Consider the following 12,991-nt stretch of genomic DNA (forward strand, 5'->3'; position numbering starts at 1 on the left):
TTACCCCCAGGAGACAAGCATGTTCGACTTCACTTCGGCCCGCTTCCCCGTGCGTGCGCTGAGCGCCGCCGCCGTCCTCGCGCTGGCGGCCGGTGCCGCCCACGCCCAGAAGGGCGAGACGGTCAAGCTGGCCTACATCGACGCGCTCTCCGGCCTGATGGGCCCGGTGGGCCAGAACCAGGTCAAGACCTTCCAGTTCCTCGGCGAGAAGACCAACAAGAGCAACCCGGCCGGCGTCAAGTTCGAGATCGTCACCTTCGACAACAAGCTCAGCCCCGCCGAGTCGCTGAACCTGCTGAAGGCCGCGGCCGACCAGGGCATCCGCTACATCATGCAGGGCAATGGTTCCAGCGTCGCACTGGCGTTGAGCGACGCGGTCACCAAGCACAACGAGCGCAATCCCGGCAAGGAAATCCTCTACCTGAACTATTCGGCGGTGGACCCCGACCTGACCAACAGCAAGTGCAGCTACTGGCACTTCCGCTTCGACGCCGACACGTCCATGAAGATGGAGGCGCTGACGACCTTCATGAAGGACCAGCCCGACGTCAAGAAGGTCTTCCTGCTGAACCAGAACTACGCCCACGGCCACCAGGTCGCCAAGTTCGCCAAGGAGATGCTGGCCCGCAAGCGCCCGGACATCCAGATCGTCGGCGAAGACCTGCACCCGCTGGCCCAGGTGCGCGACTTCGCGCCTTACGTCGCCAAGATCAAGGCCAGCGGCGCCGACACCGTCATCACCGGCAACTGGGGCTCGGACCTGGCGCTGCTGGTCAAGGCCGCCAACGAGGCCGGCTACAACGGCAAGTTCTTCACCTACTACACCGGCGTGACCGGCACGCCGACGGCACTGGGCACCGGCGGCGCAGGCCGCGTGTTCCAGGTGGCCTACAGCCACTACAACATGGGCGGTCAGGTTCAGAAGGACGCCGAGGAGTTCAACAAGAAGTTCAACGACGACATGTACACGCTCAGCGTGCAGCACATCTACACGATGCTGAGCCAGGCCATGGCCAACGCCAAGTCGACGGACCCGGTCAAGGTCGCCGCGGCGATGGAGGGCCTGAGCGTCAAGAGCTTCAACGGCGAGGTGACGATGCGCAAGAGCGACCACCAGCTGCAGCAGCCGCTGTTCATCTCGGTCTGGCAGAAGGCCGATGCCAAGTACCCCTACAGCCCCGAGAAGACGGGCATGACGCTGGCGCCGGTGAAGATGTACGACAGCTACGTCTCGTCGACTCCCACGTCCTGCCAGATGAAGCGGCCCGGCTAAGCCGTCTTGCTGCTGCGCAAGCCAATCTTGGGCCTGCAGTGCTCGCCGTACGGGTGTACGGCTCCGCGCTTCGACCCAACCTTGGCTTGCTCGCGACGCAATCCGGCTCAGCCCGGAGCGTGGTTTTGCTGAGGGTCGCTTCTTGGATCAAGTCTTCATCAACCTGCTGAACGGCCTGTCGTCCGGCCTGCTGCTGTTCATGCTCAGCTCGGGCCTCACGCTGATCTTCAGCATGATGGGCGTGCTGAACTTCGCGCATGCCAGCTTCTACATGGTGGGGGCCTACGTGGCCTACGCGCTGGTGGGCGTTGTCGGCTTCTGGGCGGCGCTGCTGCTGGCGCCGTTGATGGTGGGGCTGATGGGGGCGGGCTTCGAGCGCTTCGCGCTGCGGCGAGTGCACAAGTTCGGCCACGTGCCGGAGCTGCTCATCACCTTCGGCCTGTCCTACGTCATCCTGGAGTTGGTGCAGCTCGTCTGGGGACGCACGGCCGTGCCGTTCACGCCGCCGGAGGCGCTGCAGGGTTCGGCGTTCACGATCATCTCGTCGCCGACGCAGGGCATGTCCTTCGCGCTCGGCAAGGCCGCGCCGGAGCTGTGCACCGCCGCGCTGTGCTCGACCTTCCCGGTCACGCGTGCCTTCATGATGTTCGTTGCGCTGCTGATGCTGCTGGCACTGTGGCTGTTGTTGACGCGCACGCGCGTCGGCCTCGTCATCCAGGCGTCGCTGACGCATCCGGAGATGGTCGAGTCGCTGGGGCACAACGTGCCGCGCGTGCTGATGCTGGTGTTCGGCAGCGGCTGCGCGCTGGCCGCGCTGGCCGGCGTCATCGGGGGCATCACCTTCGTGACCGAGCCCAACATGGCGGCCATCGTCGGCTCCATCATCTTCGTCGTCGTGGTGGTTGGCGGCATCGGCTCGCTGGCGGGGGCCTTCGTCGGCTCCATCGTCATCGGCCTGCTGCAGACGCTGCCGCTGACGGTGGACGCGTCGCTCGCATCGGCGCTGACGGCCATCGGCTTCACCGTCACGCCTGACACGCCCGGCTACCCGGTCCTGCGTCTGGCGCTGAAGGACGTCGCCCAGATCCTGCCCTATCTGCTGATGGTGCTGATCCTGATCTTCCGGCCCAAGGGCCTGCTCGGGACGAGAGAAGACTGATGGCAACGGCGAAGGAATTCCACTTCAAGCCCTACAACGTCGGGCGCTGGGTCGTCTGGAGCGCGTTCGCGCTGATCCTGTTCGTCGCGCCGCGCATCTGGACCAGCGGCCTCGCGCAGACCATGCTCACGCAGATGGGCATCGGCATCATTGCCTGCCTGGCCTACAACATCCTGCTGGGGCAGGGCGGCATGCTGAGTTTCGGCCACGCGGTCTACAGCGGCCTGGGCGCCTTCCTGGCCATCCATGCGTTGAACCAGGTGGGCGCCGGCACGCTGGGCCTGCCGGTCAGCCTGGTGCCGCTGGTGGGCGGCCTGGCCGGCATGGTGGCGGCTGCGTTGCTGGGCTACGTGTCCACCAAGAAGGCCGGCACGCCGTTCGCGATGATCACGCTGGGCATCGGCGAGCTGGTGTATGCGCTGGCGCTGATGCTGCCGGAGTTCTCAGGCGGCGAGGGCGGCGTGTCCAGCAACCGCGTCGTCGGTCAGGCGGTCATGGGCATCACGTTCGGGCCGCAGATCCAGGTCTACTACCTCGTCGCGATCTACTGCTTCGTCTGCACGGCGGCCATGTTCGCGCTGACGCGCACGCCGTTGGGCCGCATGCTGAACGCGGTGCGCGACAACCCCGAGCGGGTGGAGTTCATCGGCTACGACACGCACTGGGTGCGCTTCCTCGCGTTCACGATCTCCGGCTTCTTCGCCGGCATCGCGGGCGGCCTGGGTGCCATCAACACCGAGATTGTCAACGGCGAGGTGCTGCACGCGGCGCGCTCCGGCGCCTACCTGCTGTTCACCTTCCTGGGCGGCGCGATGTTCTTCTTCGGCCCCGTCATCGGCGCGGTGCTGATGGTCATCTGCGGCGTGCTGCTGTCGGAGCTGACCCAGGCCTGGCTGCTGTACCTGGGCCTGATCTTCCTGTTCATGGTCATGTACGCGCCGGGTGGCGTCGCCAGCCTCATCCTGATGAACCTGCGCGTGGCAGCGTTCGGCAGGCTCGGCAAGATCTGGACGTCCTACCTGGCGCTGGCCGGCTCGGCGCTGGCGGCGCTGGTGGGCGTGGCGGCCATGATCGAGATGGTCTACCACCGACAGCTCAACGAGGCGCTGGGCCCCGAGTTGCGCTTCATGGGCGCGACGCTGAACAGTGCCGGCGTGGACGCCTGGTTCGGCGCTGGCTGGCTGATGGTCGTCGGCATCGGGCTCTTCGAGGTCGCGCGCCGGCACTATGTGCAGCAGTGGGGCGAGATCCAGGAAGACATCGAAAAGGAAATCAAGCGCAGGGAGGCCCTATGAGTTTTGCGCTTGAACTGCGCGACGTGCGCAAGAGCTTTGGCAAGAGCGAGATCATCCGCGGCGCCAACCTGGCCGTGCAGGCCAGCGAGCGCGTGGCCATCATCGGCCCCAACGGCGCCGGCAAGAGCACGCTGTTCAACCTCATCAGCGGCCGCTTCGCGCCGACGTCGGGTGAGATCCACCTGCATGGCGCGCGCATCGATGGCCGCAAGCCCTACGAGATCAACCGCCAGGGTCTGTCGCGCAGCTTCCAGGTGTCCAACCTGTTCACGCGGCTGTCGGTGTTCGAGAACATCCGGTGCGCCGTGCTGTGGAGCCTGGGCCACCGCTACGCGTTCTGGAAGTTCCTCGCCGACCTGCGCGACGCGAACGACCGTGCCGAGCAGATCCTGGAGATGATCAAGCTCGACAAGCGCCGTGACGTGCTGGCCATGAACCTGACCTATGCCGAGGCGCGCGCGCTGGAGATCGGCATCACCATCGCCGGCGGCTCCAGCGTCATCCTGCTGGACGAACCCACGGCCGGCATGAGCAAGAGCGAAACCAAGCGCTTCATCCAGCTGATCCGTGACGTGACGGTGGGCAAGACGCTGCTGACCGTGGAACATGACATGGGCGTCGTCTTCGGCCTGGCCGACAAGATCGCCGTGCTGGTCTACGGCGAGGTCATCGCCTTCGACACCCCGGACGCGGTGCGCGCGAATGCGCGCGTGCAGGAGGCCTATCTGGGCTCTGTTCTCGCCGAGGTGCACGCATGAGCGCCGAGCGCAGGGCCGCTCCCAAGCCGGCGCGCGTCCGCTCGGGGGACCGCCTGGCGTACCCGCAAGGCGAGGGGCATCTATGACGGGACGCACGCTGCGGCTGGAGAACCTCCACGCCTTCTACGGCAAGAGCCATGTGCTGCATGGCGTCAGCCTGCAGGTGAACCCGGGCGAGATCGTCAGCCTGCTGGGCCGCAACGGTGCGGGCCGCTCGACGATGGTCAAGACCATCATGGGCCAGGTCGATGCCAAGGGCTCGGTCAAGTTCGGCGACACGGAGCTGGTGGGCCGCAAGGCCTACGAGATCGCCCACCTCGGCATCGGCTACGTGCCCGAGAACCGCGACATCTTCCCCAAGCTGACCGTCCACCAGAACCTGCTGCTGGGCGAGAAGTCCGGGGCCAAGAAGCCTCGGTGGAGCTTTGACGACATGTACCGCATGTTCCCGCGGCTCAAGGAGCGCCAGCACACCGAGGCCGGCGTGCTGTCAGGCGGCGAGCAGCAGATGCTGACGCTGTGCCGCACGCTGATGGGCGACCCCGACCTCATCATGATCGACGAACCCACCGAGGGCCTGGCGCCCAAGATCGTCGAGCTGGTGGCCGAGTACCTGAAGGAGCTGCAGCGCCGCGGCATCGCTGTGCTGCTGGTCGAGCAGAAGCTCGCCATCGCGCTGGAGATCTCCGAGCGCTGCTACGTGATGGGCCACGGCCGCATCGTCTTCGAGGGCACGCCGGCTGAGCTGCGCGGCAACGCCTACATCCGCAAGGAGTGGCTGGAGGTCTGAAGCCGCCGGCTTCAGGCCCCGCCGGCTTGGCGGCGGGCCACTTCCGCCAGCTCCGTGCCGTTGCGGCCATGCTCCGGGAACAGCGCGCGGCCCATCCGCACGCCGACGTGCATGACGCGCTCGTCCACGCCGTAGGTGCCGCGCATGGCCTGCATCAGTCGTTCCTCGACGATGTCTGCCTCCAGCGAGCCGGCCGCCATCAACAGCACGGCAAAGCTGTGCTCGCCCACGCGCAGCACCTCGTCAGCGCCGCGGACGCGGTTGCGCAGGCGCTGGCTGACGGCCTGGATCAGGCTGTCACGCGGCTCGCCGGTCAGGGCCTCGCCAGGCCGGGCCAGCATGTCGACATCGACCCACAGCATCGCCATCTGCCCGCTCTCGCGGCGGCACTGGGCGAACAGTCGCGACACGCGCAGCCCCAATGAGGCGAGCGAGTCCACGCGGGGCAGGGGGGCGGTGAAGCAGCCGCGGGCGGAGGCGGAGGCGGTCGGGTCACTGGCAATCATCTGGGCTTGGGACATGGTGTCGGGCGCAGTAGGGAAGGGATGAGAGCCGGGCGCGGCACAGGCTTTGCCTGCCTCCCTGATCCGCTTTGCGCGGCTCTCCCTTTCAAGAACGACGTCCTCGCGCCGAATACGACATCGCGCACGAAAAAAATTCTTCGCCTTTCCGGAAACCCCCTGCCCGGCGGCGCTGCCCCGACACCCTGAACCGTTAGAGTCCGGCCGGTGCAAGAGATCACCCAACTGCTGCAGTCCGCCCGCCAGGGCGACCGAGCCGCCGCCGACCAGGTGGTGGCGCAGCTCTATGCGGATCTCCAGCGCCTGGCGCGCCGGCACGTGCGGCAGGCGGGTCACCTCACGCTGCTGGACACCACCGCCTTGGTGCACGAGGCCTGGATGCGCCTGGCTGGTGCCAACGGCGCGGATTTCCCGGACCGGCGCCACTTCCTCGCCTATGCCGCCCAGGCCATGCGTTCCGTCGTCATCGACCTCGTGCGCGCCCGCCAGGCCGAGCGCCGGGGCGGCGGCCAGCAACACCTGACACTGGACACCGCCATCGCCGAGCAGATCCCCCAGGGCGACGCCGACCTGCTGCGTGTGCACGAGGCGCTGGACGAGCTGGCGCGGGTCGAGCCGCGCCTGGCGCAGGTTGTCGAGATGCGCTACTTCGCCGGCCTGCGCGAGCAGGAGATTGCCGAGGCGCTGGGCGTCACCGAGCGCACTGTGCAGCGCGACTGGCAGAAGGCACGGCTGTTTCTTTCCATGAGCCTGAGTTGACATGGGCGCGCTCGACAAGCAACGCTGGCTGTCGCTGAGCCCCTTGCTGGACGAGTTGCTGGACCTGGACCCGCCCGCGCGCGACGCGCGCCTGGCCCGGCTGCAGGCCGACGACGCCGACACCGCCAACCAGCTGCGCCAGCTGCTGGCCCATGCCGACGGGCTGGAGGAGCAGGGGTTCATGAACGAGCCGGTCGTTGCCCAATGGCACGAGGCGCTGGCCTCCGCGCCCGGCGACGAGCCCGAGGCGCCGCCCGACCTCACAGGCCAGGCCGTCGGCCCCTACGTGCTGGAGCGTCCGCTGGGGCAGGGCGGCATGGGCACCGTCTGGCTGGCGCGGCGCGCCGACGGCCGCTTCGAGGGCCGGGTGGCGGTCAAGTTCCTCACGTCGGGCCTGCTCGGCAGCGGCGACGCGGGCCGCTTCGCCCGCGAGGGCGAGATCCTCGCGCGGCTGTCCCACCCGCACATCGCCCGGTTGCTGGATGCCGGCGTGCACCGCGGCGACCAGCCCTACCTCGTGCTGGAGTACGTGGACGGCCGGCCCATCGACGTCTACTGCCGGCTGCGCAAGCTCGATGTCGAGTCCCGCGTGCGCCTCTTCCTGGACGTGCTGGCCGCCGTGGCCCACGCCCACGCGAGGCTCATCCTGCACCGCGACCTGAAGCCCAGCAACATCCTCGTCACCGAGCAGGGCGACGTGAAGCTGCTGGACTTCGGCATCGCCAAGCTGCTGGCCGACGCCGCCGAAGCGAGCGAGGGCGCAGCCGCCACCGAGCTGACGCAGCGCGCCGGCAGCGCCTTCACGCCGCAGTTCGCCGCGCCCGAGCAGGTGCAGCAGGCCGACGTGACGACGGCCACCGACGTCTACGCGCTAGGCGTGCTGCTCTACCTGCTGCTGGGCGGCAGCCACCCGACGGCCGACGACACGCAGACCCAGCTCGACCGCCTCAAGGCCGTGGTCGAACTGGTGCCCAAGCGGCTGTCCGATGTGGCGGCTCGCCAGGACGACGAGGTCATCGCCCGTCAGGCCCGCCAGCTCAGCGGCGACCTCGACACCATCGTCGCCAAGGCGCTGAAGAAGTCACCCGCCGAGCGCTACGCCAACGCCCAGGCGCTGGCCGACGACCTGCAGCGCTGGCTGGCCCACGAACCCATCCGGGCGCGGCGCGACAGCCGGCTCTATGTGCTGAACCGCTTCGTGCGACGGCACCGGCTGGCGGTGGCTGCCGGCTCGGTGGCGGTGCTGGCGCTGGTGGGCCTGACGACCGTCAGCGCGCTGCAGGCGCGGCGCGCGGAAGCCGCCGAACAACAAGCCCAGGTCCGCCGCCACCAGGCCGAAGACCTGCTGAGCTACATGCTCGGCGAGTTCGCCGACAAGCTCCGCCCCATTGGCCGACTGGAACTGCTGGACAGCGTGGGCAGCAAGTCGCTGAGCTTCCTGGCCGAAGACCCGCAGGCCGGGCCGGTGGAACGGTTGCAGCGGGCCAAGGCGCTGACAGTCATCGGCGAGGTCAGGGTGTCCAAGCGCGAGCTGGATTCAGCCATCGAGCCGCTGAAGGCCGCCAATGCCTTGCTGCAAGCAGACCCGCCGAGGCCCGGGATGCTGGCCGACTGGCGCAAGGCTCAGGGGCAGGCGGCGTTCTGGTTGGGGCATGTGGCGTATACGCAGAGGCGGTTTGACGCGGCGACGGAGGTTTGGGGCCGTTACCGGGAAGTCAGCGAGAAGTGGTTGACTGCCGACCCCAAGAGCCTGGATGCGCAGGCCGAGCTGGCCTATGCAGACAACAACCTTGGCATCTTGTCGCTGGATCAAGGACGACTTGCCGATGCTGAAGAGCGGTTTGAGCACTCGGCGGCAGAGATGACGCGCGTACTGCTGCGGCGCCCGGAGGATGCGGATCTGCAATCGGCGCGGGTGGAGACATTGAGCTGGCTTGGTTCGACCTTGACCCAGCGCGGGCGCCTCGTGCAGGCGGAGCACGTGTTCCGGCAAGCGCTGGATCAGGCCAGAAGTCTGTTGGTCCGCCCATCCGCGGGTCAAGCCTGGCAGGAGAGCTTGGGCAACAGCGCCAGGACGCTGGCCGACGTGCTGGTGCGAGCGAAGCGCTCCAGCGAGGCCGAGCCATTTGCAGAGCAGGCGGTTCGCACATTTCGCAGCTTGACGGAACTTGATCCGAACAACCGGTCCTGGGCGTTCGGATTGATCCGCGCTGAATCCACCCGGCTGCTTGCCAACCCTGCCCCTTCGTCGCGAGCCGTTGGCGAATTGGTGAATCGATTGGCGTTGCTGGAAGGGGACAGGCCGCCGTCGCCCCGCCTGCATCCGTTGCGTGCCGAGTTGGCCGGATTGAACGCGCGCGCGCTGCTGCTGATTGGAGACCGCCACGCTGCGCGAGCGAGCGTGGACGCCCCCCTTGCGCTCATCAAGGCGGATTGGGCGAAAACGCCAGGCGATCTCAAGGTCGCCGTCTCCATGGCCGAGCTCCTGGCGCTGCAGGCCACAGAGCTGACCGACGACGCTTCCGAGCGGTGGCAACGGTGCTCCGCGTTGCAAACGACCTTGCAGGCCGCACCGCTCGGGCCATTGCTGCGAGTGCATGCCGGACTCACCAGCGTTGCGGCCAAGGCGCATGCCTGCCTTCATCAGGAGGCTGAGGCGCGTGCGCTGCAGGACTGGCTGGCCTCGCAGGCCCGGCTCCCACCCACTTCCCCACCACCCCCTGAACCAGGAGTTTCTTGATGCCGACCCAAAACGCAAAGACCCCCAAGGATCCGAAGGCCAAAGCCAAAGTTAAGGCCAAAGCCAAAGCCAAGAACCAGGCGAGCACGAACGTCTTCTACGTTCAGGCAACCCAGGACCCGTTGGACCCCAAGCGAGCAGTCTGTGCCTTCTTCACTGACTTCGAATGTCGCAATCCGGCCAAGCGGCCACTGAGCATTCCGCAGGACGCCGGTGAGGTCATCTTTGTGCATGTGCCTACGCTTGATCACTGGTTGCTGGTCGGAGCCGTTGCCGACCGGGTCGATACCACGATCATTGACCCCAGCTTCTTGCCTGCCACCTTCAATCAAGTCGCCGTGGAAATGCCTACCGAGGAGATCATTACCCAGGGAATCCTGCTGATCTTCTCGAGTCAGGGCACTGAGACCTGCCTTTACTCAAGCGCTGATCCTGTCGTGCACAACAACGACGTCTGATACGGCAACGGATCAGCCCAGACCGAGCCCGGTCACCCGCTGATACCGCTTCCTCAAGAAATCCGCCGCCAGCCTCGCATCGCCGCCCACGCGTTCGCCGATGTAGAGCTCCTGGCGGCGTTCCGCGATCTGGGCGCGCAGCCGGTTGGCCATGATGTCCAGCGGCTTCATGCCGCCGGCTTCGGCCCGTTCGATGGCAACGCGCAGCTGGTGCATCTGCAGGTTCTGCAGCACCAGCGTCTGCGCCTGCACGATGCGGATGCGGCCTTGCACCATGTGCTCGCACAGGCCCAGCCAGGCGCGCACGGCGTCGGCGGGGCCGCCGATGACTTTCTCCGGCAGTTCGCCTGCGGCCAGCAGCAGGCTTTCCAGCCTGGCGCGGTCGCCGTTGGCGTAGGCCTCGTTGACGACCATCATGCGTTGCTCGCAGACCTCGCGCTCGGGGCCCGAGGGCGCCAGGTCGGGGTGGAAGCGCATCGCGGCGCGCCGGTACAGCGTCTTCAGGCTGGGCGGCGGCAGATCGGTCATCGGGCCTGTGGGTTCGGGCGGCAGCGGCACCGGGTCAGGCAGGGCTGGGATGTCAGGCCAGGCTCTGGCCTTCGGCACGCTAGGTAGCGGGGCGTCCACGCCCTGGCGTTGCAGCGCCTCGGACAGCAGGGTGGTGGCCTGCTGCAGTTGCGCTTCCAGCTCGTCCAGCTCGCGCATCAGCGGGCCTAACGCCTCCAGGTAGCGCAGCCGGAAGCCCAGCAGCTTGGCGCGGGCGCCGTCATGGTCAGCCTCGACGACGGCGAGGTAGCGCTGGAGATCCTGCAACTGCTCGCGTCGTCGCGTCAGTTCATGCCTTGTGATCGCCGTACTCGCCATGGGCCCGATTCTGCCCTGCGCCCCAATGCAAATCGGCCTGCGAGCAGGCCGATCTGGGAGGGATTTACCTCGATTTACTGCGACGCGGCCGAGGCCGGCAGCTCGGCCATGCTGGCGGCCGGCGCGGCAGGCTCCGCGGCCACGGTGGCCGCCGCCGGTGCGGGCGTGGGTTCGTGGCTGCCGGCCGACATGGGCAGCAGCGGCACGATCAGCAGGGCCACGATGTTGATGATCTTGATCAGCGGATTGACGGCCGGGCCCGCGGTGTCCTTGTAGGGGTCGCCCACGGTGTCGCCGGTGACGGCGGCCTTGTGCGCCTCGCCGCCCTTCTTGTGCAGTTGGCCCTTGTCGTCGGTGAAGCCTTCCTCGATGAGCTTCTTGGCGTTGTCCCAGGCGCCGCCGCCGGTGCACATCGAGATGCCGACGAACAGGCCGGTGACGATGGTGCCCATCAGCAGGCCGCCCAGCGCGGCCGGGCCGAGGACGAGGCCCACGATGATGGGCGCGGCCACGGGCAGCAGCGACGGGACGATCATTTCCTTGATGGCCGCCGTGGTCAGCATGTCGACCGCCGCGCCGTACTCGGGCTTGCGCTGGCCGGCCATGATGGCGCCATCGGCGAATTGCTTGCGCACCTCTATGACGACGGCACCCGCCGCGCGCCCCACGGCTTCCATGGCCATCGCGCCGAAGAGGTAGGGGATGAGGCCGCCGATGAACAGGCCCAGGATGACGTAGTGGTCCGACAGGTCGAAGCGCACATGCATGCCGCGCGCTTCCAGCGCGTGCGTGTAGTCTGCGAACAGCACCAGCGCCGCGAGGCCGGCCGAGCCGATCGCGTAGCCCTTGGTGACGGCCTTGGTCGTGTTGCCGACGGCGTCCAGCGGGTCGGTGATGTCGCGCACGCTGTCAGGCAGCTCTGCCATCTCGGCGATGCCGCCGGCGTTGTCGGTGATGGGGCCGTAGGCGTCCAGCGCGACGACGATGCCGGCCATGCTGAGCATGGACGTGGCCGCGACGGCGATGCCGTACAGGCCCGCCAGCGCGTAGGCTGCGTAGATGGCGGCGCAGACGAACAGCACCGGAAAGGCGGTGGACTTCATCGACACGCCCAGGCCCGCGATGACGTTGGTGCCGTGGCCGGTGGTGGAGGCCTGTGCGACGTGCTGCACCGGGTGGTACTGCGTGCCGGTGTAGTACTCGGTGATCCACACCATCGCCGCCGTCAGCACCAGGCCCACGGTGCAGGCGCCGAACAGCGCCATCGCGCTGGTGGTGCCGCCGTTGCTCAGCTCGATGTCGCCGGGGAACATCGCCCGGGTCACGAAGAAGAACGCGATCAGGCTCAGCACGCCGGCGACGATGAGGCCCTTGTAGAGGGCCGGCATCACGTTCTTCATGCCCTCGCTGGCCTTGACGAAGTAGCAGCCGATGATGGACGCGATGATGGACACGCCGCCCAGCGCCAGCGGGTAGATGACCCCGGCCGCGGCCGAAGCGCCCGTCACCATCAGCGCGCCGAGCGCCATGGCGGCGATCAGCGTGACGGCGTAGGTCTCGAACAGGTCGGCGGCCATGCCGGCGCAGTCGCCGACGTTGTCGCCCACGTTGTCGGCGATGACAGCCGGGTTGCGCGGGTCGTCCTCGGGGATGCCGGCCTCGACCTTGCCCACCAAGTCGGCGCCGACGTCCGCGCCCTTCGTGAAGATGCCGCCGCCCAGGCGGGCGAAGATCGAGATCAAGGACGAGCCGAAGGCCAGGCCCAGCATGGGCTTGAGCGCCGTGCTGTCATGTCCGCCGCCGATGGCCAGGTAGAAGCCGCCGACGCCCAGCAGGCCCAGGCCCACCACCAGCATGCCGGTGATGGCGCCGCCCTTGAAGGCCACGTCCAGCGCCGGGCCGATGCCCTTGGTGGCGGCCTGCGCGGTACGCACGTTGGCGCGCACCGAGATGTTCATGCCGATGAAGCCGCAGATGCCCGAGAGCACCGCGCCGACGACGAAGCCGATGGCCGTCGTCGTGCCCAGGCCCGACACCGCGATGGCGATGGCCAGCACGACGCCGACGATGGCGATGGTGCGGTACTGCCGGCCCAGGTAGGCGGCAGCACCTTGCTGGATCGCCGTGGCGATCTCCTGCATGCGGGCATTGCCCGCGTCTTGGCTCAAGATCCAGCTGCGCTGGATGAAGCCATAAAGAACGGCCGCGAGGCCACAAGCCAGCGCGAAATACAGCGCCATCTCCGTCGACATGTATTCGTCTCCTCAGGTGCGTGTGATCTGGTGGGCCCACGCGGGCTGCGAGGGGCCTGCGCGGCGGAGCTTAAGGGCGGGTCTTGCGCCGTAAGGGGAGCGTTTACCAGCAAAACTAGAAT

At 67.7% G+C, this 12,991-nt stretch carries 11 protein-coding genes; 8 read left to right on the plus strand and 3 right to left on the minus strand.

What is annotated here, in order from left to right:
• Nucleotides 1–19: 19 nt before the first annotated feature.
• The 5 genes from ACG04R_RS10405 (at nucleotide 20) to ACG04R_RS10425 (ending at nucleotide 5,275) form a co-directional block, all read left to right on the plus strand.
• A complete protein-coding gene (locus ACG04R_RS10405; protein WP_394409221.1) occupies nucleotides 20–1,273 on the plus strand; it encodes a branched-chain amino acid ABC transporter substrate-binding protein in 1,254 nt (417 codons plus the stop codon).
• A 199-nt stretch (nucleotides 1,274–1,472) separates the two neighbouring features.
• Nucleotides 1,473–2,432 carry a branched-chain amino acid ABC transporter permease gene (locus ACG04R_RS10410; RefSeq protein ID WP_394409621.1) on the plus strand — a complete coding sequence of 320 codons (960 nt, stop codon included), beginning with the start codon at nucleotides 1,473–1,475 and terminating at the stop codon, nucleotides 2,430–2,432.
• Complete coding sequence (locus tag ACG04R_RS10415; RefSeq protein ID WP_394409224.1) at nucleotides 2,432–3,727, plus strand: branched-chain amino acid ABC transporter permease; 1,296 nt, start codon at nucleotides 2,432–2,434, stop codon at nucleotides 3,725–3,727. Before ACG04R_RS10410 ends, ACG04R_RS10415 begins: the two co-directional genes overlap by 1 nt.
• The gene (locus ACG04R_RS10420; protein ID WP_394409227.1) at nucleotides 3,724–4,485 is read left to right on the plus strand and encodes an ABC transporter ATP-binding protein; all 762 of its coding nucleotides are present in this window, start codon (nucleotides 3,724–3,726) and stop codon (nucleotides 4,483–4,485) included. The genes ACG04R_RS10415 and ACG04R_RS10420 overlap by 4 nt, the downstream gene beginning before the upstream one ends.
• A gap of 82 nt (nucleotides 4,486–4,567) precedes the next feature.
• Nucleotides 4,568–5,275, plus strand: coding sequence for an ABC transporter ATP-binding protein (locus tag ACG04R_RS10425; RefSeq protein WP_394409230.1), 708 nt, complete (start codon nucleotides 4,568–4,570; stop codon nucleotides 5,273–5,275).
• An 11-nt stretch (nucleotides 5,276–5,286) separates the two neighbouring features.
• Here ACG04R_RS10425 and ACG04R_RS10430 read toward each other — a convergent pair whose 3' ends face one another.
• Nucleotides 5,287–5,796, minus strand: coding sequence for a diguanylate cyclase (locus ACG04R_RS10430; protein ID WP_394409233.1), 510 nt, complete (start codon nucleotides 5,794–5,796; stop codon nucleotides 5,287–5,289).
• Nucleotides 5,797–6,003: 207 nt separating this feature from the next.
• Between ACG04R_RS10430 and ACG04R_RS10435 the strand changes: the two genes are divergently transcribed.
• The 3 genes from ACG04R_RS10435 to ACG04R_RS10445 are packed head-to-tail and all read left to right on the plus strand — an operon-like array spanning nucleotide 6,004 to nucleotide 9,753.
• Nucleotides 6,004–6,555, plus strand: a complete 552-nt coding sequence (locus ACG04R_RS10435; RefSeq protein ID WP_394409236.1) for an ECF-type sigma factor — start codon at nucleotides 6,004–6,006, stop codon at nucleotides 6,553–6,555.
• Nucleotide 6,556: 1 nt separating this feature from the next.
• Nucleotides 6,557–9,295 (plus strand): protein kinase domain-containing protein, encoded by a 2,739-nt coding sequence (locus ACG04R_RS10440; RefSeq protein WP_394409239.1) that lies wholly within the window; start codon nucleotides 6,557–6,559, stop codon nucleotides 9,293–9,295.
• On the plus strand, nucleotides 9,295–9,753 hold the full coding sequence (locus ACG04R_RS10445) for a hypothetical protein (protein ID WP_394409242.1): 459 nt from the start codon (nucleotides 9,295–9,297) through the stop codon (nucleotides 9,751–9,753). The genes ACG04R_RS10440 and ACG04R_RS10445 overlap by 1 nt, the downstream gene beginning before the upstream one ends.
• Nucleotides 9,754–9,765: 12 nt before the next feature.
• Here ACG04R_RS10445 and ACG04R_RS10450 read toward each other — a convergent pair whose 3' ends face one another.
• Together ACG04R_RS10450 and ACG04R_RS10455 are read right to left on the minus strand one after the other, a co-directional pair.
• A complete protein-coding gene (locus tag ACG04R_RS10450) occupies nucleotides 9,766–10,617 on the minus strand; it encodes a J domain-containing protein (protein ID WP_394409245.1) in 852 nt (283 codons plus the stop codon).
• Nucleotides 10,618–10,691: 74 nt separating this feature from the next.
• Nucleotides 10,692–12,869, minus strand: a complete 2,178-nt coding sequence (locus ACG04R_RS10455; protein WP_394409248.1) for a sodium-translocating pyrophosphatase — start codon at nucleotides 12,867–12,869, stop codon at nucleotides 10,692–10,694.
• Between the last annotated feature and the right edge of the window lie 122 nt (nucleotides 12,870–12,991).

This window comes from Pelomonas candidula (assembly GCF_043555985.1).
Classification (GTDB): Bacteria; Pseudomonadota; Gammaproteobacteria; order Burkholderiales; family Burkholderiaceae_C; genus Pelomonas; species Pelomonas candidula.

What these genes read in the sequence shown, in the direction of transcription:
- ACG04R_RS10440 (WP_394409239.1), top strand. Translation starts at nt 6,557, where the DNA reads ATGGGCGCGCTCGACAAGCAACGCTGGCTGTCGCTGAGCCCCTTGCTG.
- ACG04R_RS10450 (WP_394409245.1), bottom strand. Translation starts at nt 10,617, where the DNA reads ATGGCGAGTACGGCGATCACAAGGCATGAACTGACGCGACGACGCGAG.
- ACG04R_RS10445 (WP_394409242.1), top strand. Translation starts at nt 9,295, where the DNA reads ATGCCGACCCAAAACGCAAAGACCCCCAAGGATCCGAAGGCCAAAGCC.
- ACG04R_RS10455 (WP_394409248.1), bottom strand. Translation starts at nt 12,869, where the DNA reads ATGTCGACGGAGATGGCGCTGTATTTCGCGCTGGCTTGTGGCCTCGCG.
- ACG04R_RS10405 (WP_394409221.1), top strand. Translation starts at nt 20, where the DNA reads ATGTTCGACTTCACTTCGGCCCGCTTCCCCGTGCGTGCGCTGAGCGCC.
- ACG04R_RS10425 (WP_394409230.1), top strand. Translation starts at nt 4,568, where the DNA reads ATGACGGGACGCACGCTGCGGCTGGAGAACCTCCACGCCTTCTACGGC.
- ACG04R_RS10430 (WP_394409233.1), bottom strand. Translation starts at nt 5,796, where the DNA reads ATGTCCCAAGCCCAGATGATTGCCAGTGACCCGACCGCCTCCGCCTCC.
- ACG04R_RS10420 (WP_394409227.1), top strand. Translation starts at nt 3,724, where the DNA reads ATGAGTTTTGCGCTTGAACTGCGCGACGTGCGCAAGAGCTTTGGCAAG.
- ACG04R_RS10410 (WP_394409621.1), top strand. Translation starts at nt 1,473, where the DNA reads ATGCTCAGCTCGGGCCTCACGCTGATCTTCAGCATGATGGGCGTGCTG.
- ACG04R_RS10415 (WP_394409224.1), top strand. Translation starts at nt 2,432, where the DNA reads ATGGCAACGGCGAAGGAATTCCACTTCAAGCCCTACAACGTCGGGCGC.